The following is a 21,027-nucleotide window of genomic DNA, read 5'->3' on the forward strand; positions in this document are numbered from 1 at the left end:
CATAATCATAGTCCGATCTCGGCCTTTGTCAATAAAAAGTTGCGCATACAGAAAAAGGCCGTCCTCCCCGGACAGCCCTTCTGACAGAAACATGTCAGCTTTTTGCTTTGGAACGCTGAATTTCTTCAAAAAATCTGCGCGCCGCCTCTTTTGGATCATCGGCTTGGCTGATGGCGCTGATCATGCTGACGCCGTCAGCTCCCGCTTTAATGACGGGCGCCGCATTCGCCGCCGTAATGCCGCCGATTCCCACAATCGGTATGGTGATGCCCTGAAGCCGCACTTCTTCAATCAATGTAACGCCCTGCACAGCTTCAGCATCTTTTTTCGTTTCGGTCGGATAGACCAGGCCCATTCCGACGTAATCAGCTCCGGCAGCTTCCGCCCGCTTCACCTCGGAGACATTATGCGCTGATACACCGAGAATCATATCACCGATTGCCGCTCTCGTTTCTGCAGCGTCTGCGTCATCCTGGCCGATATGCACTCCGTCCGCCTTAAGGCGCAAGGCCAATTCAACATCATCATTAATGATGAAAGGAATGCCGGCCTGTCTGCAGACATCCTGCACCTGCTTTGCAAACAGGACACGTTCCTCTCCTGTTAAAGAACCGGTCCCCTTTTCCCGAAATTGAAAAAGCGTAGCGCCGCCCTCTATGGCTTTTTTCACTACAGACACGGGGTCTGCATCAGTATTATTTGATCCCATAATAAAATAAACCGATAACATATCCTTCATCATTTCCCGAGAAATACGCGTCATTTTTCTGTCATCCTTTCAATTGCAGCAAGCTCGGCCGCCTCTTGTTCTGAAATGCTTGCCAGCTTGTTTAAAAGCTCAATCTGGAAGCTGCCCGGGCCCTTGTGAGACGTGTCCAAAGCAGCAAGCTGAGCGGCGCTTCCGTATACAGAAACGGCTGAAACGGCCGCTTGCAGAATATCCTGGCCCGCTGCGCAGAAGGCTCCGATTACAGACGTCAGCAGGCATCCCGCCCCCGTCACCTTCGTCAGCAGTTTATCACCGTTATGAACGGCGTATGTGTCGGTGCCGTCAGAGATGATGTCAGTTTTTCCGGTAATCGCAATGACCGTTTTCAGCCTGCTTGCAGCCGTCTTGGCGAGCTGAAGCGCGTCTCCTCCGCCTTCCCCGGCATCCACGCCTTTTATCTTCCAATCGGATGCGCCGGCAATATTGGCGATTTCCGCGGCATTTCCGCGAATGACGGACAAGCGGACTTCCTGTATGATTTTGCGGGCTGATGCCGTCCGAAACGGCGTGGCGCCGGCGCCTACCGGATCAAAAATGACCGGAACGCCGTTTTCGTTGGCTGATTTTCCCGCGGCGATCATAGCTTCAACCGATGCCGGACTGAGGGTGCCTATGTTCAGGACGAGCGCTCCGGCGATTTTCGCCATGTCGGCGGCCTCCTCAATTGCATAAGCCATAACGGGCGATGCGCCGAGCGCGAGCAGGCCGTTAGCGGTGAAGTTCGTGACGACGTTATTGGTAATACTGTGAACGAGCGGGCATTGCTCCCGCACTTTACTCAAGTGTTGAGCTGCCGTTTGTGCATCCATGCTTAATCATCCTTTTTTCTCTTTTTCGGATTCCACAAATACGATTTTGTATGTTCCAGCCAGGCTCTGGCGGCAAAGGACATGTAGCGGTCCTTCCGCCAAATGATGGCTAAATGCCACGGAATGACCGGGTGAACGAGCGGAATGGTTTTGACTTTCTCAGGATCAAGGCCGCGGCAGATTCTTTCCGGCAGCAGGCCGATGCCGAGATTGGCCGATACCATTTCGCTGATAAAATCCCACTGTGACGTTTCATAAATGACGTGCGGCCTGAACCCGGCTTTCACACATTCTGTCATAATTCGATTGTGAAGGACAAAATCCTCCCTGAAAAAGATGAACGGCTCTTCTTTCAATTCGTGAAGACTGCATTCTTTCTCGTCCGCGAGCCGATGTGACGGATGGACGACGAGCATGAGGGTTTCCTTTACGATTGTAAACGTATGAAAAATCTCTTCATTCGCGGGAAGCACGACGACCCCGATATCAAGCGAGCCGTCCTCCACACCTTGCTGCACTTTAATAGAGCCGTCCTCTACGAGCTGAAACGTCACATCGGGATATGTGACGCGGAAGTCACCGAGCACTCTCGGGAAAAAGCCCGACCCGATCATCGGCGGCAATCCGATGCGGACGTGCCCTTTCTTTACCTCCATAATATCATTCAGCTCTGATGTCAGGTTTTGGAATGACTTTGTGATTTCCTGTGCCTGCACATACATGCTTTGTCCGGCGTCAGTCAGTTCAACCTGCCGGCCATTACGGTAAAACAGCTTGATGCCGAGCTCCGTCTCCAGATTTTTAATCATTTTTGAAATTGTCGGCTGTGAAACATACAGTGACTGCGAAGCCTTCGTAAAACTTTTCAAACGGGCCACTTCCAAGAAGTACGTTAAGTGCCGGATGTCCATTTCATCTCATCCTTTCTATAGACAAAAGGAATACATATTATTCTTTATATATATTTTACCTATAGCAAAACCTTATGTACAATATAAATATAAGGGAGGCATCATTATGAAAAAATTGTTGCTTACCGTTATTCAAATCGCTCTGCTGTTTATATTTGCGCGTCTGATCAATTGGGTCACGGCGGCTCTTCATATAAATATTCCCGGCAGTATAATCGGGATTGTGATTCTTTTCACATTATTGCATTTCAAGATTATCAAGCTTGAATGGATCGAGCTTGGCGCAGCATGGCTCCTCGGTGAGCTGCTGTTGTTTTTCATCCCGTCTGCCGTCGGAGTGATTGAATACGGAGATATTATGTCTAAATTCGGTGTAAGCATTTTACTTGTCGTCGTCATCAGCACATTTGTCGTGATGGTTTCTACAGGTACGCTTACACAGCTGATAGCAAAAAGAAAGGAGAAAAAACAAACGTGTTCATCGGAATCATAAGTTTATTCTTAACTGTCTTAGTGTATTTGGGCGCGAAAAAACTCTACATTCGTTTTCCGCGGGTGTATACGTCGCCGCTTCTGATTACGCCCGCTGTTTTGGTCGTACTGCTGCTTCTTGTCAATGTCCCGTATCAGACATACAATCTCGGCGGCGGACTGCTGACCGATATGCTTCAGCCGGCAACAGTGGCGTTCGCCATCCCGCTTTATAAATATTTCCCGATTTTAAAGAAATACGCCGTGGAAATTATTTTGAACGTAGCGGTCGGTTCATGTATCGCTATTCTGTCAACGGCGTTTATCGCGAAATGGTTCCATCTCGGCAGCAGCTTAGTCGACAGTCTCGTGCCGCGATCAGTGACGACGCCGATTGCCATGAACGTTTCAGAAATGATTGGCGGGATGCCGGCCGTTACAGCGGTTTTCGTCATTTTAACGGCTTTATTGGGAACGATCATCGGGCCGATGGTCATCCGCTATTTCCGCATTGATAACGAAATTGCCCGGGGCGTGCTGCTCGGAACAAGCGCGCACGGAGCGGGAACATCTAAAGCATTTGAGCTCAGCTCCGTATCAGGTACGATCTCAAGCGTGTCCATGATTCTCGCCGCGATTATGACGCTGTGCGCGGCTCCGATTTTGCTTTCGTTTATGTCATAAAAGACTGCTCCTGACAGAGCGGTCTTTTTTATTTGCCGGAGATCAATCAGTCTGTCCTTCATAAAAAGACGAAAACACGATATGATAAGACATGAAGTGAAAAGACTGAAGAACGGATGTGTCATATGAACGGCCAGCAGCGAAATAGCATCAGAAAAGGGCTTGAAGTCGATATCGTTTTGAAAGCCGATCAGCGTTCAGGAAAGCTGACAAGAGGAATCGTGAAAGATATTTTGACGAACTCAAGCTTCCACCCGCGCGGCATTAAGGTTCGCCTGGAAGACGGGCAAATCGGCCGGGTCCAGCAGATTATTGAATAGAAAAAAAGCCGGGGCTGCATGCATGCCCGGCTTTTTTTGTGATAGCTAAATCGAAAAATCCATAACTAACTATTGACCCTTACGCCGCGTAATACTTTAGAGTAGCAATTGAGGAGGCGGAAAAAGTGATGGATATGAAAGTAAAAGAAGTAGCTGAACTGATTGGAGTAAGCATCCGTACTCTCCATCATTACGATCAGATTGGATTATTGACTCCTAAAACTACCGATTCCGGTTATCGGCTTTATTCAGAAGAACACCTTGAACAGCTGCAACAGATATTATTTTTCAAGGAGCTCGATTTCTCCCTGAAAGAGATTAAAGAAATCATTAATAGTCCTTCATTTAACCGAAGAGAGGCTTTAATCTTACAAAAGAAAATGTTGATGGAGAAACGAAATAGAGTCGACAAGATGATTGATACCATCGATAAATCAATCAAACATATGATGGGAGAAATCTGCATGACAAACAAAGAGAGATTTGAGGGAATTCACTTTACACATAATCATTATGAACAAGAAGCTCGCAAACGGTGGGGTGATGAACCTGTCGATAAGGTAAATATAAGATTGAAAAGCATGACTGATGGTGAACAAAAAGATTTATCTGATAAGTGGACTGCAATGTTCAATAAATTTGCATTGCTCATTAACCAATCCCCCAACTCTCCAAAAGTACAAATAGCTGTAAAAGAATGGTTTGATTTTTTAAATGATAATTTTGGTGAATATTCTTTTGATGCCTTTTATGGATTAGGTCAACTCTATGTTGAAGATAAACGCTTTACTAAGAACATCGATCAGTATGGTGAAGGATTGGCGATGCTCATGAGTGACGCAATTAAAATTTATATAGATAATCAAAAAAAAGGGTGATACCAATTAAAATCATTATAGAGGATACAATCGGGCAATACGAAAAGTTATTTTCAATGATTGAAAATAGAGAAGATTATTATCGATACTCAATGATGAAACCCTTCGAAGACATGTGGAAGAAGATTAATGTTCCCTTAAAGGCAAAACACCCTAACGGATATGATGTAATAATGGCTGCAAATATGCTGGGCTACCTGAGCATATCGGACACGGAAACCGGAAAAAAAGCATTAGAGAGCCTGAAAGAAATTCAAGCTCCTCAAATTGCATATGATACCTTAACTCATTGTGTTGAATTCCTCAAAGAAAGCAACTTAAAAATAAACGCTGATGAAATAAGATTTGGAATGTATCTGGCTAATCCAAAAAAACTTGAATTACATAAAGGATATTGCGGATTTGGAGGAATTCCGGGATTTATTCAAGTTAGTATTTTTCCCAATACTTATAATATACCGAGACTGCCTGCTGTAATCGCACATGAATTTCATCATAATATTCGTTTTTCGTATTTCAATTGGGATTATGGGAACATAACGGTTGGCGATTACTTAATTATAGAGGGGTTGGCAGAATCGTTTGCCAAAGAACTTTACGGAGAAGCTCTGTTAGGTCCTTGGGTTACTTCTTTTGAAAAGGAAGACTTAGAATACTCAAAAGAAATCATCAAAGACTCATTAAATATGAAAGGATTTGCTGAGGTCAGCAGTTACATGTTTGGTGACATCTTTGCAGCCCAACAAGGTTATCAGCCTGTCGGCTTATCACCGTTTGCGGGCTATGCGGTTGGCTACCAAGCAGTGCAATCCTTCATGAAGGCCAACAATGTGGGAATTAGAGAGGCCACTTTACTTAATACAGATGAGATACTGCGTAATAGCGGACTGTTTCTTTAATAACCTGTTTTATTTTCAACCAATTTAAAGCGATGAAGGAAGGTTTTCTTTCCCCCTCTTTCATCGCTTTAAACGATAATCCTATTTTTTCCGCAAGAAAACAACCTTTAAATAGTCCCCTTCTTTAAACGCGGGAATCGTTTTGAAATCTTCCGGAAGCATATATTCTTCCAAAATGTCGTAACGCTCGTTTGTTTCTTTGAAGGCGGTCTCTATAAAGCCTTTAAATTTCTTCATATTGAAGGCGCTGCTGTTTGTCGATGCAACGATGATGCCGTTTTTTGCGGTGATGGCGATCGTTTCCTTCAGCAGGTTTTTATAATCTTTCGCCGCGCTGAACGTCCGTTTTTTTGTACGGGCGAAAGAAGGCGGGTCAAGGATGATGAGGTCAAACGCCAGCCCTTTTTTCTCCGCATAGCCGAAGTATTTGAAAACATCCATGACTTTAATATCATGTGCTTCGTAATCAATTCCGTTGGCGCTGAACTGTTCAATCGTTTTTGCAAGGCTGCGGTTGGCGACATCGACACTGGTCGTTTTCTCAGCTCCTCCAAGCGCCGCCGCAACCGAAAATGCCCCCGTATAAGAGAATGTGTTCAGCACCCGTCTGCCGTTTGCATACTTGTCCCGAATCGCTTTGCGTACATGACGCTGGTCTAAGAAAATGCCCGTCATCGCCCCGTCGTTTAAATCCACCGCGTACTGTATGCCGTTTTCTTGGACAATGATTGGAAAGTCTCCTCTTTCACCTTTGACAAAGTCGTCGTCTTCCACGTATTGTCCGGCGGTATCAAACCGTTTCTTTTCGTAGATCGCCTTATAAGAAAGCTCCAGGCCGTCAATCGCCTCAATCAAACTGTCCTTATATGCGTAAATGCCTTTGCTGTACCACTGAATCAGCAGATAACCGTCATAGACATCAATCGTGACGCCGCCGATGCCGTCGCCTTCACCGTTGAACAGACGGAACGCCGTCGTATCAGGTGCCTTAAACAGATGGGTTCTTGCTTCAGCCGCTTTTTTCAGCTTGCCCAGAAAAAAACGTCCGTCGATTTGTTCGTCTCTCGCACGGGACAGCACCCAGCCGACTCCTTTATTCTGCAAACCGTAATAGCCTTTCCCGATAAATTCGCCCTTCTCGGATGTTACATCAAAAAGATCGCCCTCTGTTAAGTGAGCCGAGCTTCCGGACAGAGCGTCTTTTTCAATCAGGGGGAATCCTTTTTTCAGCTTTCCGGCAAATGTATCTTTCACTGTAAGTAGCTTCATTGTGCATTCCTCTTTCGTTTTGCTTTCTCTTATCGTACCATAAAACATGCATTGTCCCGAAAAATTCAAAACAGGGGGAAAAACCATGACAGCCAAAAGAATCGACCATACAGGCATTATGGTCAAAGATATTGAAACATCCATTGCTTTTTACCAAGACGTTCTCGGTATGCAGTTAAAGGATCGTATCACTCATACGAACGGCATTATTGAACTTGCCTTTCTCGGCTTTCAGGAAGGGCCTGAGACGGAGATTGAGCTGATTCAAGGCTACAGCAGCGAGCTTCCCGCAGAAGGAAAAGTGCATCATATCGCTTTATTAACTGAAGATATCGCGGCGGAATTCACGCATGCGAAGCGTCAGGGCGCCGTATTTATCGATGAAGAAATCACGACGCTTCCGAACGGGTACCGCTACTTTTACATTGAAGGACCGGACGGCGAATGGATCGAATTTTTCCAGCGTTAAAAAAAACGGGCAGAAGCGCCCGTTTTTTTATATTTCTTCTGTGACGTTTTGTTCCGCTGCCCGTTCCTCTCTCCATTTTTGAAGATCCCACATTCTGAAAAACGGATAATAAATGATAAATGTAATCATGAGGTTGATCAGCTGCATGACCGAACCGGAGATTTTCCCGCCCGTCGCCAGATAACCGGAAATAAGCGGCGGCATCGTCCACGGCACGGCGATTCCCGCCGGTTTTGCCACCATTCCCGTGCTCATCCCGATGTACGTCGCCGTAATGGTCAAGAGCGGTGCGATGATAAAAGGCACGATTAACAGCGGATTCATGACAAGCGGCATCCCGAAAATAATCGGCTCGTTAATGTTAAAGATCGCGGGTCCGATTCCGAGTCGGCCGAGCTGTTTCATCTGTTTGCTTCTGGAGCGCACAAGCATGGTCAGCACAAGGGCCAGCGTTGCGCCGCTTCCGCCGACATTGATCCATATTTGAAAGAACTGTGTCGTAAAAATGTTCGGCAGCGCTTCTCCCGCTTGAAAAGCCAAACGGTTGACGTCCATCGCTCCGTACCAAATCGGTGACATGACCCCGCCGATAATGGAAGCGCCATGTATGCCGCACGACCAAAGGAGCATTTGCACGAATTCGGCGACAAGGCTTCCGCCAAGACTCCCGCCTAAAATAGACAGCGGAGTGCCCAGCAGGTCGCCTACGACATTGTGGAGGCTTTTAAAAGGAGTCATTTCAATAAACAGACGGGCCAGCCATACCAGCGTAATAATAATGAAACCGGGGATGAGCGCGACGAACGATTTGCTGACCGCAGGCGGCACTCCGTCAGGCATCTTAATGACGATATTTCTTTGTACGATAAACCGGTACACTTCCGTAGACAACATTGCTATGATCATCGCGACAAACAGGCCTTTGCTTCCGAGCAGCGAAATCGGAATGCCGCCCCCCACCATAATCTCTGTTGACGAGCCGTCAGGGATAAAAGGAATCTGATACGGTGTCGCCAATAAAAAGGCGGCAAGGGCAATGGCTCCCGACGACAGGGCATCCACCTCATAGCTTTCTGCGAGCCGGTAAGCAATCCCGAAGGCGGCGACAAGCGCCATAATGTCAAAGGACGCATTCACGGGATACCCGAGCTTTTCAACCCATTGTTCACCGAAAAGACCGGCCATAAAATCGGCATAACCGGGAATCGGGAGACTCGTCAGAATCAGAAAAGCCGATCCGATAATAATAAGCGGCATAGTCAAAATAATGCCGTCCCGCAAAGCCCTTAAGTGCCTTTGGCCGGCGACTTTTCCGGCGACAGGCATGATTTTTTCTTCCATGACCCGATTAAACGTACTCATTTATCAAAAAACCCCCTTTTTTGAGTTCATTGCGCAGATGTCTTAAAGCATTTTCTCCATCATATTTTGGAAACGCTTACATTTGCATGCAGAAATTTTCCTTATCCCTTAGGAAAAAAAGAATTCCGCAATGCCGATATATAAAGAAAAAGGGGGAATCACAATGTATCACACCCTGAAACCGATCATCGCCGCGGCCTTGTGCGTCACCCTGTTCTCCGCCGCGGCACCCGCTCACGCCGAGACGCAGGACCGGGACGTTATCGTGGTCTACAAAAATAATAACGGCAAGGAATCCGCCATAGACAGCGGAGCGGATGTGGAACAGACCTATCAGCATCTTCCCGCAGTCGCCGTGTCGGCTGATTCGGAAACGGTGAAAGACCTGAAACATGATCCTGACATTTTATATGTTGAAGACAATGTATCCTTTCAGGCAGCAGGCGGTTCTGATATACACCCGTTAACAGCGGCCTCAAGCGGCAGTTACACCCTGCCGCAATGGGATATAGAGCCCACTCAGGTCAAGCAGGCCTGGAAAGATGGCTTGACGGGAAAAAAGGTGAAAGTGGCTGTCATTGACAGCGGCATTTACCCTCATGATGACCTTTCCGTTGCGGGAGGCTATTCCGCAGTCAGCTATACATCTTCATACAAGGATGACAACGGGCACGGTACGCATGTCGCCGGCATCATTGCCGCCAAACATGACGGATACGGCATTGACGGCATCGCGCCGGATGTCCGGTTATATGCGGTTAAAGCATTGGACAGAAAAGGCGCGGGAGATCTCAAAAGCCTTCTTAAAGCGATCGACTGGTCCATCGCCAACAAAATGGACATCATCAATATGAGTCTCGGAACTAACGCAGACAGCAAAATTCTTCACGACGCCGTCGACAAAGCATACAAAAAAGGAATTGTCATCGTAGCCGCCGCAGGAAACGACGGCAACAAAAAACCCGTCAATTATCCGGGCGCCTACAGCAGCGTAACGGCAGTCTCAGCGTCAACCGAAAAAAACGGGCTTGCGGCTTTTTCCACGACCGGAAAACAAATTGAATTTGCCGCACCCGGCACCAATATTACGAGCACGTACCTGAATCAAATGTACGCTGTGGCTGACGGCACATCTCAAGCCGCGCCGCACGTCACCGGAATGTTCGCGCTGCTCAAGCAAAAATATCCGGAAGAAACAAATAAACAGCTCCGACAGCAGATGCAGCAAAACATTAAAGATCTGGGCGCTCCCGGACGTGACAGCCAATTCGGGTACGGGCTGGTGCAATATCACGCAAAGCAAAAGAGCTTTGCCGAACGGGCCGTAATAAAAGCGGAAAAAACGAAAAAGCAGGCAGATATCAATCAAGCAAAAACGGCGGTCAGCAAGCTTTCCAAGTCAAAGGGAAAAACCGCCCTCGAGTCCCGAATCAATAAAGTTCAGACAGCAAGAAATGTGACGGACGCCAAAGACAAAGTCCGGACTGCCGAAAAACAAAAGAAAAAAACCGCCGTTAATGCGGCACAAAGCGCCATCCGGAAATTACCGGCCGGATCAGAGAAAAAAGGGCTGCAAAAGCGGCTTGACGCTGTCAATTCAGGCCTTTTGAAAACTGCTGGGGCCAGCGTCAGACAGGCCGAAAAAAAGACCTCTGAGGCCAACGCCGCAAAAGCCAAAAAAGCAGTGAGCGAGCTTCAGCCGGGAAAAGAAAAAACCACTCTGGAAAAACGGCTTGACCGGATAAAAGAGAAACTCCACCGGAAGCAGGCAAGAGACAAAGTGAAAACGGCCGAAAAAACCAAAACGAAAAAGGCAAAATCAGCGGCACAAACGGCGGTCAGCCGGCTGAAGCCGTCTGCCGAAAAGACCAGCCTGCAAAAACGCGTGCGCGCAATTCAGGTGAAACATTAAAAAAACGCTTATGAGCCGCATCATGGCTTCATAAGCGTTTTTCTTCCATCTGCCTATTGGTTCATGGCCGGGCGATCGACCGTGTTCCATTTCGTAAAGGACATATATCGGAAATAATGATCACGGTACGGGTGCGCGGTGCCTGTATTCCAAGGCTTGTCTCCGCCGCAGAAATGGACGATGGCCGGTTCGGCCCGTGTTTCTCTGTAACGTATACGGTCGATCAGTTCAGGAGGCGTTTTCTCATTCATGATAATATGCGTCTGTGCATTCCAGCGCGGATGCAGTTCATACCATTGATCATATAAGACCGCGTTAAGCGCGTCCTGATCATGAAACACGAGAAAATCCTCCGAACTGTTTTCATTGATAAAATCAATCACTTTTTTGGAAATATTCTGTTTTCTCCAAGGTTCAAAATCTATAATCATAATGCCGGAATTGAAATACTTGGCCGTGTCGCTGATATTCATTTTTTTCAGTCTTTCATGCTGTCCGGCATCTTCTACTGCCGCAACTATTGCCGGGGAAATATCCAAATCCCATAAAACCGAAATATCTTCCATCACAATTGCATCGCAATCAATGTAAATCATCCGCTTTACGGACTCATCCTTAATTAAATCAGGAATGGAAATGCGGTAATAAGCCGCTTTTGTAATGTGGCTGCTTTCGACCGCATGTTTGTATTGGTCAGCATCCACTTCTAAAAATTCAAGCGGCGTTCCGAATGACATCGCAGTCTGTTCAAGCTTGTCCTTATTTTCAGCAGTAATTCCGCCGTCGATCACATATAATTTGGCATTCCTTGTTTTATCCATATTCATCAATAAAGAAGCGAACATCCCACCCAAATGACGAGCATAATGATCATCGGCACATGATACGATATGCATTGTTTCATTCTTTCCCACTGATATTCATCTCCCTTTTTGTTGTATCATTTTCTTTCCCTTTTTTTCAAAAGTAAACCTCGATCTTACACATTTTTTCTGCGGGAATGTGCTGTTGACGAGTTGATATCTTTCTTCTTTGTTTGGGGTGAGGAAAGAAAGTGATCTTAGCAGCGGGTTCTATGTGAACGGGGGCAAGACGATCAAGGCCGGCAGCGAAAAACGGTGAGCGTCCTTGGATAAACAAACAGCCGGACTGCTTTTATTTGCAGTCCGGCTGTTTATGATGCGCCAATCGGTTAATCGACTTCTTTCTTAATCCCAAGCATCTTTTCGTCTAAATAATGGGCGATTTCCGCCGCTTCCTTCAGCTCGTCAGTCAGATGCTTCGGGACTTCGTTATTTAATTTGTAATAAATTTTATGCTCAAGACTCGCCCAAAAATCCATGGCGATGGTGCGGATTTGGATTTCCGCCTTCACATATTCCACCCGATTCGTCAAATAGACGGGAATTTCAATAATCAAATGCAGGCTGCGGTAGCCGTTCGGCTTCGGATGTTTGATATAATCCTTCACCTTCACAATGTTCAGGTCCTTATGCTGCTTCAAAACCTCAGCGACATTATAAATATCTGATATAAAAGAACAGATGATCCTGACACCCGCGATGTCATGAATATGCTCTTTCATTTCCTGCGTCGTCACATCACAGCCTTTGCGCATCAGTTTATTGACGATGCTTTCAAAACTTTTCACGCGTGATTTTGTATGCTCGATCGGGTTATGCCCGTGAATCAGATTATATTCCTGACTGATGATAGAAAACTTCGTATCCAGCTCATCTAAAGCGAATTTATAAACTAATAATTCATTTTTCCAATCTTCCATGACCGTTTTTAAATCATCCATATGGGCTGTTGACAAGTCCATTTTTTTCATCTCCTTGCTTTGCTGTCCACATATCAGACGGTTCGGTCGGCAGTCAGGTTCTTTACAAAATCGTGAAGATTATTTCATAAAAAAAAGCAAATGCCGTTATGGCATTTGCCTTGTCATTTGATCAGGAAATAATTGATCAGGAGTCCGATGGAAAGCAGGAATCCGAAGAATGTATTGGTTTGCGCCGTTGATTTCATCGCAATAATCATGTTCATCGGCATTTCGTTTTTCACGAAGCCTTTCACGGCCTGAACGGGTTTGGGCACGCTCAAAAAGACCAGGAACAGCCACGGGCTTGTATATCCCATGATAACAAGACCGACGATCCAGATGTAAGCGATGGCAAAGGACGCGGCCAGTATCATGACGGCTCCCCTATGCCCCATTAAAATCGCCAGCGTTTTACGTCCGCCCTTTTTATCTTCTTCAATATCACGGATATTATTGGACAGGTTAATCGCGCCGACCAAGATGGCGATCGGGATGGAAATCAAAATGCTCTGTTCATTAATTCCGCCTGTCTGAATGAAGAAAGAAATAAGGACAAACACAGAGCCCATGCAAATGCCGGAGAACAGTTCCCCAAACGGTGTATACGCAATCGGCAGCGGGCCGCCCGTATACAGATAGCCGATCAGCATGCCGGCAAGGCCGATTGCCGCAAGCCACCAGCTGCTGCTCATGCAGATATAAACACCGAGCACGAGGGCAATCGCATAAGAGCCGAGCGCCAGCTGCAGAATCGTTTTCGGCTTCATGCCGTGGCGGACGATCGCTCCGCCGATACCGACAGAATCCGCCGTATCTAAACCGCGTTTAAAATCGTAATATTCATTGAATAAGTTCGTGGCGATCTGGATCCAAAGGCAGGAAAACAGCATGGCCAAAAACAGCAGGAAATCAACCTTTACGTAAAACATCGCCAATACGGTGCCGAGAAGTACGGGCACAAACGATGCCGTCAATGTATGAGGGCGGGTTAACTGCCATAAAATGCGGCCCATGCTTTCTTTTTCAGGCGTCTTTTGGCTGCCTCCCATATTGTTTTGATTCATTTTCCTCTTCCTTTCTATTAAAAGGCTTTCACAGTCAGCCGATAACAGTAGTGTTGAATTGGGGTTTTTATGTTTTCTGCTACCTTATCTATCATAATAATTTCTTCCCCATTTCACAAGATGCGGCGCTCCGTCAGCTTTGCTGCCGAAAACGGCTTTCCGCCCTTCCCTATTGGGGTTCGGCACAAGCCTGCGTAAGAAAAAGCCGCCGAAATTTTTTTACCTCATTTATATTTACGATAAGTTAAAAATCCCGCCTGAACATCGCTTTTTTAGTATGATCATTTGCCAATTTATACATGCGTATTTTCCATCCTTTTGTTTCTCATTCATTTTTAAGGAAATTTTAAGCTTAGGATATTAGACATATTTTGAAACTTTTTGTTAATCTAATCGTCATATACTGGTGTAATTATTGAATACGCGGGGAAGGAATTTTAACATGATGCAAAAATTAAAACGTGCTTATGAAAATACATTGGTTAAATGGACGTTTCATACGGGCTTTTATTTTCTGATATTAGTATTGCTCTTTTGGATGTATGGATTTCATACAGCCAATACCGGCACTTATATTTACAACGATTTCTAATCGGGGAGGATAACTATGAAACTACTTGATGCTATAAAAACATATGCAGACGCCAAGCCTCAGGCCGAAGCGTTTCGTTCCTTAGATCATTCCCTCACTTACGGGGAATTATGGGATTTGTCGGAGCGGGTTGCGTCCGGCATTGAAAAACATACAGCTGACGGTTCGAAAACACCTGTCCTGGTTTACGGACATATGGAGCCGAATATGATCGTTTCTTTCTTAGGAAGCGTCAAAGCGGGCCGCCCTTACATCCCTGTCGATGTGTCCATTCCGGCAGAGCGGATCGTCAAAATCATTGAAAGCTCAGGCGCAGAGCTGCTCATCAGCGTATCGGGCGATGCAGTCGATACGGGGAGCAATCTGATTAAAACCGTTACACCCGAAGAACTTGCAGCTGACGGAGATGCAGACCTCAGCCGTGAGAACTGGGTAAAAGATCAGGACACTTTTTACATTATTTACACGTCCGGCAGCACGGGAAATCCGAAGGGCGTGCAGATATCAGCTGATAACCTGCAAAGCTTCACAGACTGGATCTGCAGGGATTTTCCTGTGGGCGAAGGCAAGACATTCTTAAACCAAGCTCCGTTTTCTTTTGATTTATCTGTCATGGACATTTTCCCGTCGCTTCAAACGGGAGGTACGCTGCACTGTGTAACGAAAGACAAAATCAATAAACCGAAAGTACTATTTGAAGAGCTGGAGAAATCCAGGCTGAATGTCTGGACATCGACGCCGTCTTTCGTCCAAATGTGTCTGATGGACCCCGGCTTTACGCAGGAACTCCTGCCTGACGCAGAAGTATTTATGTTTTGCGGAGAAGCGCTTCCGGCTGCCGTGGCACAGGAACTGTTAAACCGTTTTCCGAAGGCCCGCGTATTCAATACATACGGCCCGACCGAAACAACGGTTGCCGTCACCTCCGTGGAAATTACGCAGCAGGTCATCGATGAAAATGAATCTCTGCCCGTCGGATTTGCAAAACCCGATATGAATATCTTCATCATGGATGAAAACGGGAATAAGCTTCCGGACGGAGAAAAAGGGGAAATCATCATCGCCGGCCCGAGCGTAAGCAAAGGTTATCTCGGTGAGCCGTCTCTGACGGAAAAAGCGTTTTTCTCTGTTGACGGACAGTGGGCATATCATACGGGTGATGCCGGTTATGCTCAAGAAGGTCAGATTTTCTGCCAAGGACGCCTGGATTTCCAGATAAAGCTTCACGGCTACCGAATGGAGCTTGAGGAAATCGAAGTGCATGTAAGGCAGTCTCAATATGTACGCTCAGCGGTTGTCATCCCGTATCAGCCTAACGGACCTGTCGAATATCTAATTGCCGCCATCGTGCCTGAAAAACATGATTTCGAAAAAGAATTCCAGCTGACAAGCGCTATTAAGAAAGAGCTGGCCGCTTCGCTTCCGGCTTACATGATTCCGAGAAAATTCATTTATCAGGATCACATTCAAATGACTGCGAACGGAAAAATCGACCGTAAACGCATTGGCGAAGAGGTTCTTGTATGACGCCTTACAGCTCGTTTTTCTTTTTTATCTTACTTGGAATCCTTCTCTTGCCGACGATTATTTTAGGGCTGAACGGCAAGAGATTCCAAGGATACAACATGTTTATATCCATCATCGTATTGGCTTTGATTTTCTCGCATGATCTGCACGGCGTCATTGCATTATGTATCTTTACGCTGTGGCAGGTGCTGTTAATCAGGGGGTATCTCGCTTACAGACTGAAAGCCAATAGCGGCTTTGTCTTCAGCATGGCCGTGATCGCGTCCATTTTACCCCTGTTTTTATCTAAATTATGGCCGTTTTTCTTTCCGGCGGTGCCTCATCATCCGGTTCACAACCTGATCAGTTTCTTAGGAATTTCTTATTTGACATTTAAAGGCGTCCAGCTGATCATGGAAACGAGAGACGGGCTGATTAAAGAAAAAATGCCGCTTCACCGCCTTTTGTACTTTATTATGTTCTTCCCGACCATTTCTTCCGGTCCGATCGACAGATACCGCAGATTTGCCAAGGACGAACAGAAAGTATGGACAAAGGGAGAATACGCTGATTTACTGTATACCGGCATTCATAAAATTTTTATCGGTTTCTTGTACAAATTCATTATCGGATATGCGATTAACACATATTTCATTATGAATCTGTCTCATATCACCCACAGCAAACTGTGGAGCAATGTGCTGTACATGTACGGATACAGCTTGTACCTGTTTTTCGATTTTGCGGGCTACACGATGTTTGCCGTCGGTGTCAGCTACATTATGGGTATCAAATCTCCGGAAAACTTTAATAAGCCGTTTATCAGCAGAAACATTAAAGACTTCTGGAACCGCTGGCACATGTCCTTATCCTTTTGGTTCAGAGACTACGTATTTATGCGCTTTGTTTTCTGGATGACAAAGAAAAAATGGATAAAGAACCGGATGGCCGTCTCGAACATCGGGTATTTCCTGCTGTTCATGCTGATGGGCGTCTGGCACGGGCTCGCCCTGCAATATATTGTGTACGGCCTGTACCATGCCGTGTTAATGACGGGGTATAACTTTTTTGAGAAATGGAATAAGAAATACAAGTGGCTGCCCGCCAATCGTTTTACGGCGTTTTTAGCCATCGTCATCACATTCCATTTCGTATGTTTCGGATTTTATATTTTCTCAGGAAAACCATTTCATCACTAAAGGAGATTGAAAACACATGGAATTTAAACAGGAAGTATTAGACGTATTAGCTGAAGTTTGTCAGGAGGACGCTGTGAAAGAAAATCCTGATATTGAAATCTTTGAAGAAGGACTGCTTGATTCTTTCGGAACTGTAGAGCTGCTTGTTGCCATCGAAAACCGCTTCGGCATTACAGTGCCGATCACTGAGTTTGACCGTGACGAGTGGAATACGCCAAACAACATTGTAAACAAACTGACTGAGTTGAAGTAAATGAAAAAGCGTTTCTTTGGACCAATTATTTTAGCGTTTGTCCTGTTTGTCGGAGCTATAGCAGTTCCGGCTTCATGGCTTACGCGCTTCATTCCTGAAAAACGTGTCGAAGAGTCGGCAGCGGCCTTAAACCCTAATATGTTCCAAGGGCTCTATCTGCAAAACAAAATGTTCGAAGACTCGAAGTATCTGCCGATTTTCGGATCTTCCGAGCTTTCAAGATTAGATCAGTTTCACCCGTCCAACTATTTTCAAGTGAACAACCAAGGCTTTACGCCTTATCTTGTCGGAAAAGGCGGGGATCAATCCCTGATACACGCCGTAAACTTTGCGGCGCATTACCAGCAGCTGAAAGGAAAAAAACTGGTATTCATTGTTTCTCCTCAATGGTTTATTAAAAAAGGTTCGGATGAACAGCACTTTGCGCCGAATTTTTCATCACTTCAAGCATTGGATTTAGCATTTAATGACCAGATTGATCCCGCGGTCAAAAAGAACATGATGAAACGCATGCTTCGTTTTAAAGTCGTTCAGCATGATGCCGTCCTTTCTGAATTGTACAAAGGAATGGTCAACGGCCAATCATGGAAAGTGAAAACGGTCATGCCGGCCGCCAAGGCTTACTATTCTCTGCTTGAGAAAAAAGATCTTTATTATTCATTGGGAGAAACCGAGGGTCCTGAGCGGACGATCTCTGAAAACCTAAAAGGAAAATCGTGGTCAGAGTTAAAAACAGCCGCCGCGCAATTAGGAAAACGGAGTTCCAAGTCCAATCCTTTCTATATCGATGACACTTCTTATAAAAAAATTAAGCCGAAGTTAAAGAGAGTGAAAGGAATCAACAAAGGAAGAACTTACGCCAAATCAGTCGAATATCACGACTTTGAGGATATGCTGGACATTCTGAAAGCTGCCGGCGCTGAACCGATGTTCGTGGTTATTCCGGTCAACGGAAAATGGTATGACTACACCGGCTTCCCGAAAAAAGGCCGGACTGATTACTACAAAAAAGTCACAAAGCAGATTAAAGCGAAGGGCTTTCAGGTTGCCGACTTATCCGGGCACGAATATGATCCGTACTTTATGAAAGACACCATCCATATCGCCTGGAAGGGCTGGGTGTACGTCGATAAAGCGATGGAGCAGTTTTACAAAACCGGCAAAGTGACGGTTCACTGAGCACGGCGATGATCGAATACAGAAAAAACGAACACGCAGGGGGCATTCTCTCCCCTGCTTTTTATGTGATTTGATTTTTTCACAAATTTGAGGAAAACTATTGCGAATATTTGTTGAAGGTATACAATAGAATATAAATTATTTTCAAATAAGTTCGACAATAACACCAATAGGGAGACAGAACATTATGAAACAAGACATTCGTGTTGAATTGACTTCAGCCAAAAAACCTAAACCGGACCCCCATAACCTTGCGTTCGGCAGAATTTTCACCGACCATATGTTTGTTATGGATTACGATGCGGATCAAGGCTGGTACGATCCGAGAATTATCCCTTATCAGCCCTTCTCAATGGATCCTGCGGCTATGGTTTATCATTACGGCCAAACCGTTTTTGAAGGGCTTAAAGCGTATGTAACGAAGGATCAGGAGCTGCTTCTGTTCAGACCGGAGAAAAATATGGAGCGCCTGAATCAGTCAAATGACCGTCTTTGCATCCCGCTCATTGATGAAGAGCTTGTTCTTGAAGGCCTGAAACAGCTCGTAGCCATCGACAAAGACTGGATTCCGAAAGCGGAAGGCACTTCCCTTTATATCCGTCCGTTTATCATTGCGACCGAGCCTTTCCTCGGTGTAGCGGCATCCCATACGTACAAGCTGTTTATCATTCTGTCGCCGGTCGGCTCTTATTACAAAGAAGGCATTAAACCGGTGAAAATCGCCGTGGAAAACGAGTTCGTCCGCGCCGTCAAAGGCGGTACGGGAAACGCGAAAACGGCCGGCAACTACGCTTCAAGCCTGAAGGCGCAGCAGGTTGCGGAGGAGAAGGGCTTTTCCCAGGTGCTATGGCTTGACGGCATTGAGAAAAAATACATAGAAGAAGTCGGCAGCATGAACATCTTTTTCAAAATCAGCGGCGAAATTGTGACGCCGGAGCTGAACGGAAGCATTCTTGAAGGAATTACGAGAAATTCCGTCATCACCCTGCTCAAACATTGGGGATTGACTGTGTCTGAGCGGAAAATTTCGATCGATGAAATCATTCAGGCGCATCGTGACGGCCGATTGGAAGAAACGTTCGGAACCGGTACGGCGGCGGTCATTTCTCCGGTCGGCGAACTGATTTGGAATGATGAAAGTCTTGTCATCGGCAGCGGTGAAACCGGAGAGATCTCGAAGAAGCTGTATGATACCATTACAGGCATTCAAAAAGGCGCCCAGCCTGATCTATTCGGCTGGACAGTAGAAGTCGATACACTGTAATAGACCTATGAAACCTCTCTTTAAGAGAGGTTTTTTTTCACCATCTCCGTCACTGCCGCCCTTCTTTCCGTTACTTTAAGCACTGCTAAGTAAAATAGCCCTGTAGCCATAAAAGTAGGAATGGTCACGCCGATCGGCAGCGGGATCACATAGGAAAAATAATAAGCGAAAACAGCGCCAAAAAGATAGGTGAAATAAACCCGTACGTGAAACCCCTTTTGATACCAATAAAACCGCTTCTCCCCTGTTAACATTTCATCCACATGATAGTGTTTTTTTCTAACAATATAGTAATCAACCAGTACAATAGCAAAGATAGGAATAAAAAGCGTACCGATCATCAGTAAAAAATTTTGAAAGTGATCGAGCAGCCATTCTTTTAATAATGAACCTCCAATGGTAATGATACCAAGAGCGATTGCAGGAAAAATGAAGCGCTGTTTGCTGAAGATGGATAGATAAGACATGACAGCACTGTATAATACCATCACATTGGTCGATAAAACAGATAAAAAAATAACAATGGCCGCAATAAAGCCGAGAATAGGATGATACTGTCCAATAATGCCCGCCATTTGGTGGTCAGGCTGTTGATGTCCTAAAACCGCAAAAGCTGAAACTACCGCTCCAAGTCCCATCGCAATGACGGTGGATAAAATATAACCGAAAAAGGTACCTGCCATCCCCGTTCGCTCATTTTTGCAATGCCGATTATAATCGCAGACGATCGGCACCCAAGTAAATGCAGTCGCGACGACAATATCAAATGCGCTTATGCCCTTGATTCCTGAAACGGCAGTTGTTTTCATTTGCAGAAATTCAATCGGATGAAACGTCATAAAGATAAACCCAAACAAAACAGCAGTTAATACCACCATAATAGCCGCTACAATCGTTTCTGCAGATTCAACAACTTTATGCCCATATAACGTGATGACAAGCACAGAAGCTTGCGTCACTATTGTGAACAGATTAATGTTGCTGTAGCCTGTTAAAAAATAAACAGCCTCATTTAAACTGGCCCCCGCCATATAAGCTTGGATCCATGACCAGCCAACTAAAATGAGAATGTTGACAGCTGAAGGCAAAATACCTCCTTTTATTCCGAAAGCCGGACGCATTAACACCATCGTCGGCAATCCTGTTCGTGTTCCGATATTACCCATTAAAACCAAGGGGACAGCGCCGGCAATGGAGCCGAGCAAAATGAGCCATAATGCTTGCCAAAAGGTCATATCCGGTACAAAAAGCATCCCTGTATACATCGTCGTGACCACTATATTCGCGCCCGTCCAAATCGAGAAAGTTGAAAAGAACCCCATCGTCCTCTTCCCTGTCTCAATAGGCATGATCCCATCACTGCTAAAACCTGCCGCTTCTTCTGTCATGTCA

Annotated in this window: 22 protein-coding genes; 13 read left to right on the plus strand and 9 right to left on the minus strand. The window is 45.7% G+C overall.

The genetic code is table 11. The annotated features are described in order from the left end of the window. Window positions 1–94 precede the first annotated feature (94 nt). Genes thiE through cidR form a run of 3 tightly spaced genes read right to left on the minus strand, consistent with a single transcriptional unit; the run spans window position 95 to window position 2,489 of the window. Window positions 95–763 carry a thiamine phosphate synthase gene (gene thiE / locus ABDB98_RS18205; protein WP_438420907.1) on the minus strand — a complete coding sequence of 223 codons (669 nt, stop codon included), beginning with the start codon at window positions 761–763 and terminating at the stop codon, window positions 95–97. After that, window positions 760–1,578: a hydroxyethylthiazole kinase gene (gene thiM, locus ABDB98_RS18210; RefSeq protein WP_438420908.1), complete on the minus strand. Its 819-nt coding sequence runs from the start codon at window positions 1,576–1,578 to the stop codon at window positions 760–762. The genes thiE and thiM overlap by 4 nt, the downstream gene beginning before the upstream one ends. 2 nt (window positions 1,579–1,580) lie before the next feature. Beyond that, window positions 1,581–2,489: a cidABC operon transcriptional activator CidR gene (gene cidR / locus ABDB98_RS18215; RefSeq protein ID WP_045925509.1), complete on the minus strand. Its 909-nt coding sequence runs from the start codon at window positions 2,487–2,489 to the stop codon at window positions 1,581–1,583. A gap of 106 nt (window positions 2,490–2,595) precedes the next feature. Here cidR and ABDB98_RS18220 point away from each other — a divergent pair, with 106 nt between their 5' ends. From ABDB98_RS18220 to ABDB98_RS18240, 5 genes are all read left to right on the plus strand, one after another. Then, window positions 2,596–2,982 (plus strand): CidA/LrgA family holin-like protein, encoded by a 387-nt coding sequence (locus tag ABDB98_RS18220; RefSeq protein ID WP_007407725.1) that lies wholly within the window; start codon window positions 2,596–2,598, stop codon window positions 2,980–2,982. Beyond that, window positions 2,964–3,644: a CidB/LrgB family autolysis modulator gene (locus tag ABDB98_RS18225; protein WP_012118753.1), complete on the plus strand. Its 681-nt coding sequence runs from the start codon at window positions 2,964–2,966 to the stop codon at window positions 3,642–3,644. The genes ABDB98_RS18220 and ABDB98_RS18225 overlap by 19 nt, the downstream gene beginning before the upstream one ends. A 125-nt stretch (window positions 3,645–3,769) precedes the next feature. Further along, a complete protein-coding gene (locus ABDB98_RS18230) occupies window positions 3,770–3,964 on the plus strand; it encodes a YwbE family protein (protein WP_060963961.1) in 195 nt (64 codons plus the stop codon). Window positions 3,965–4,092: 128 nt separating this feature from the next. Continuing rightward, window positions 4,093–4,842: a MerR family transcriptional regulator gene (locus tag ABDB98_RS18235; protein WP_438422171.1), complete on the plus strand. Its 750-nt coding sequence runs from the start codon at window positions 4,093–4,095 to the stop codon at window positions 4,840–4,842. Window positions 4,843–4,898: 56 nt separating this feature from the next. After that, the gene (locus ABDB98_RS18240) at window positions 4,899–5,741 is read left to right on the plus strand and encodes a DUF2268 domain-containing protein (protein WP_438420909.1); all 843 of its coding nucleotides are present in this window, start codon (window positions 4,899–4,901) and stop codon (window positions 5,739–5,741) included. A gap of 81 nt (window positions 5,742–5,822) precedes the next feature. Here ABDB98_RS18240 and ABDB98_RS18245 read toward each other — a convergent pair whose 3' ends face one another. Continuing rightward, a complete protein-coding gene (locus ABDB98_RS18245; protein WP_438420910.1) occupies window positions 5,823–7,010 on the minus strand; it encodes a class I SAM-dependent rRNA methyltransferase in 1,188 nt (395 codons plus the stop codon). Window positions 7,011–7,095: 85 nt separating this feature from the next. On the opposite strand from ABDB98_RS18245, the gene ABDB98_RS18250 reads away from it, so the two are divergent. After that, a complete protein-coding gene (locus tag ABDB98_RS18250) occupies window positions 7,096–7,479 on the plus strand; it encodes a VOC family protein (protein WP_032875731.1) in 384 nt (127 codons plus the stop codon). A gap of 27 nt (window positions 7,480–7,506) precedes the next feature. Here ABDB98_RS18250 and celB read toward each other — a convergent pair whose 3' ends face one another. Beyond that, the gene (gene celB / locus ABDB98_RS18255) at window positions 7,507–8,841 is read right to left on the minus strand and encodes a PTS cellobiose transporter subunit IIC (protein ID WP_438420911.1); all 1,335 of its coding nucleotides are present in this window, start codon (window positions 8,839–8,841) and stop codon (window positions 7,507–7,509) included. A gap of 163 nt (window positions 8,842–9,004) precedes the next feature. Here celB and ABDB98_RS18260 point away from each other — a divergent pair, with 163 nt between their 5' ends. Continuing rightward, on the plus strand, window positions 9,005–10,753 hold the full coding sequence (locus tag ABDB98_RS18260; protein WP_438420912.1) for a S8 family serine peptidase: 1,749 nt from the start codon (window positions 9,005–9,007) through the stop codon (window positions 10,751–10,753). 53 nt (window positions 10,754–10,806) lie between these two features. Here ABDB98_RS18260 and ABDB98_RS18265 read toward each other — a convergent pair whose 3' ends face one another. The 3 genes from ABDB98_RS18265 to ABDB98_RS18275 all read right to left on the minus strand — a co-directional run bounded on the left by ABDB98_RS18265 (window position 10,807) and on the right by ABDB98_RS18275 (window position 13,642). Next, window positions 10,807–11,667 (minus strand): glycosyltransferase family 8 protein, encoded by an 861-nt coding sequence (locus ABDB98_RS18265; protein WP_060963958.1) that lies wholly within the window; start codon window positions 11,665–11,667, stop codon window positions 10,807–10,809. A 278-nt stretch (window positions 11,668–11,945) separates the two neighbouring features. Then, entirely contained in the window at window positions 11,946–12,578 is a 633-nt protein-coding gene (locus tag ABDB98_RS18270; protein WP_060963957.1) for a GTP pyrophosphokinase, read from the minus strand. Window positions 12,579–12,700: 122 nt separating this feature from the next. Next, window positions 12,701–13,642 (minus strand): 1,4-dihydroxy-2-naphthoate polyprenyltransferase, encoded by a 942-nt coding sequence (locus ABDB98_RS18275; RefSeq protein WP_047475954.1) that lies wholly within the window; start codon window positions 13,640–13,642, stop codon window positions 12,701–12,703. A 442-nt stretch (window positions 13,643–14,084) separates the two neighbouring features. Between ABDB98_RS18275 and ABDB98_RS18280 the strand changes: the two genes are divergently transcribed. The 6 genes from ABDB98_RS18280 (at window position 14,085) to ABDB98_RS18305 (ending at window position 19,635) form a co-directional block, all read left to right on the plus strand. Then, window positions 14,085–14,234 (plus strand): teichoic acid D-Ala incorporation-associated protein DltX, encoded by a 150-nt coding sequence (locus ABDB98_RS18280; protein WP_013354059.1) that lies wholly within the window; start codon window positions 14,085–14,087, stop codon window positions 14,232–14,234. Between the two features lie 15 nt (window positions 14,235–14,249). Beyond that, entirely contained in the window at window positions 14,250–15,761 is a 1,512-nt protein-coding gene (gene dltA / locus ABDB98_RS18285) for a D-alanine--poly(phosphoribitol) ligase subunit DltA (protein ID WP_060963956.1), read from the plus strand. Then, window positions 15,758–16,939 (plus strand): D-alanyl-lipoteichoic acid biosynthesis protein DltB, encoded by a 1,182-nt coding sequence (gene dltB / locus ABDB98_RS18290; protein ID WP_060963955.1) that lies wholly within the window; start codon window positions 15,758–15,760, stop codon window positions 16,937–16,939. Before dltA ends, dltB begins: the two co-directional genes overlap by 4 nt. Before the next feature lie 16 nt (window positions 16,940–16,955). After that, on the plus strand, window positions 16,956–17,192 hold the full coding sequence (gene dltC / locus ABDB98_RS18295; protein ID WP_003150875.1) for a D-alanine--poly(phosphoribitol) ligase subunit 2: 237 nt from the start codon (window positions 16,956–16,958) through the stop codon (window positions 17,190–17,192). Further along, window positions 17,193–18,371: a D-alanyl-lipoteichoic acid biosynthesis protein DltD gene (gene dltD, locus ABDB98_RS18300; protein WP_438420913.1), complete on the plus strand. Its 1,179-nt coding sequence runs from the start codon at window positions 17,193–17,195 to the stop codon at window positions 18,369–18,371. It abuts the gene before it with no gap. Between the two features lie 184 nt (window positions 18,372–18,555). Beyond that, the gene (locus ABDB98_RS18305) at window positions 18,556–19,635 is read left to right on the plus strand and encodes a branched-chain amino acid aminotransferase (RefSeq protein WP_438422172.1); all 1,080 of its coding nucleotides are present in this window, start codon (window positions 18,556–18,558) and stop codon (window positions 19,633–19,635) included. 20 nt (window positions 19,636–19,655) lie between these two features. Here ABDB98_RS18305 and ABDB98_RS18310 read toward each other — a convergent pair whose 3' ends face one another. Further along, window positions 19,656–21,023: a purine-cytosine permease family protein gene (locus tag ABDB98_RS18310; protein ID WP_438420914.1), complete on the minus strand. Its 1,368-nt coding sequence runs from the start codon at window positions 21,021–21,023 to the stop codon at window positions 19,656–19,658. Between the last annotated feature and the right edge of the window lie 4 nt (window positions 21,024–21,027).

Origin of the sequence: Bacillus siamensis (assembly GCF_051628075.1) — a bacterium.
GTDB lineage: Bacteria > Bacillota > Bacilli > Bacillales > Bacillaceae > Bacillus > Bacillus siamensis.

What these genes read in the sequence shown, in the direction of transcription:
- thiE (WP_438420907.1), bottom strand. Translation starts at nt 763, where the DNA reads ATGACGCGTATTTCTCGGGAAATGATGAAGGATATGTTATCGGTTTAT.
- thiM (WP_438420908.1), bottom strand. Translation starts at nt 1,578, where the DNA reads ATGGATGCACAAACGGCAGCTCAACACTTGAGTAAAGTGCGGGAGCAA.
- cidR (WP_045925509.1), bottom strand. Translation starts at nt 2,489, where the DNA reads ATGGACATCCGGCACTTAACGTACTTCTTGGAAGTGGCCCGTTTGAAA.
- ABDB98_RS18220 (WP_007407725.1), top strand. Translation starts at nt 2,596, where the DNA reads ATGAAAAAATTGTTGCTTACCGTTATTCAAATCGCTCTGCTGTTTATA.
- ABDB98_RS18230 (WP_060963961.1), top strand. Translation starts at nt 3,770, where the DNA reads ATGAACGGCCAGCAGCGAAATAGCATCAGAAAAGGGCTTGAAGTCGAT.
- ABDB98_RS18235 (WP_438422171.1), top strand. Translation starts at nt 4,093, where the DNA reads ATGGATATGAAAGTAAAAGAAGTAGCTGAACTGATTGGAGTAAGCATC.
- ABDB98_RS18240 (WP_438420909.1), top strand. Translation starts at nt 4,899, where the DNA reads ATGATTGAAAATAGAGAAGATTATTATCGATACTCAATGATGAAACCC.
- ABDB98_RS18245 (WP_438420910.1), bottom strand. Translation starts at nt 7,010, where the DNA reads ATGAAGCTACTTACAGTGAAAGATACATTTGCCGGAAAGCTGAAAAAA.
- ABDB98_RS18250 (WP_032875731.1), top strand. Translation starts at nt 7,096, where the DNA reads ATGACAGCCAAAAGAATCGACCATACAGGCATTATGGTCAAAGATATT.
- celB (WP_438420911.1), bottom strand. Translation starts at nt 8,841, where the DNA reads ATGAGTACGTTTAATCGGGTCATGGAAGAAAAAATCATGCCTGTCGCC.
- ABDB98_RS18260 (WP_438420912.1), top strand. Translation starts at nt 9,005, where the DNA reads ATGTATCACACCCTGAAACCGATCATCGCCGCGGCCTTGTGCGTCACC.
- ABDB98_RS18270 (WP_060963957.1), bottom strand. Translation starts at nt 12,578, where the DNA reads ATGGACTTGTCAACAGCCCATATGGATGATTTAAAAACGGTCATGGAA.
- ABDB98_RS18275 (WP_047475954.1), bottom strand. Translation starts at nt 13,642, where the DNA reads ATGAATCAAAACAATATGGGAGGCAGCCAAAAGACGCCTGAAAAAGAA.
- ABDB98_RS18280 (WP_013354059.1), top strand. Translation starts at nt 14,085, where the DNA reads ATGATGCAAAAATTAAAACGTGCTTATGAAAATACATTGGTTAAATGG.
- dltA (WP_060963956.1), top strand. Translation starts at nt 14,250, where the DNA reads ATGAAACTACTTGATGCTATAAAAACATATGCAGACGCCAAGCCTCAG.
- dltB (WP_060963955.1), top strand. Translation starts at nt 15,758, where the DNA reads ATGACGCCTTACAGCTCGTTTTTCTTTTTTATCTTACTTGGAATCCTT.
- dltC (WP_003150875.1), top strand. Translation starts at nt 16,956, where the DNA reads ATGGAATTTAAACAGGAAGTATTAGACGTATTAGCTGAAGTTTGTCAG.
- dltD (WP_438420913.1), top strand. Translation starts at nt 17,193, where the DNA reads ATGAAAAAGCGTTTCTTTGGACCAATTATTTTAGCGTTTGTCCTGTTT.
- ABDB98_RS18310 (WP_438420914.1), bottom strand. Translation starts at nt 21,023, where the DNA reads ATGACAGAAGAAGCGGCAGGTTTTAGCAGTGATGGGATCATGCCTATT.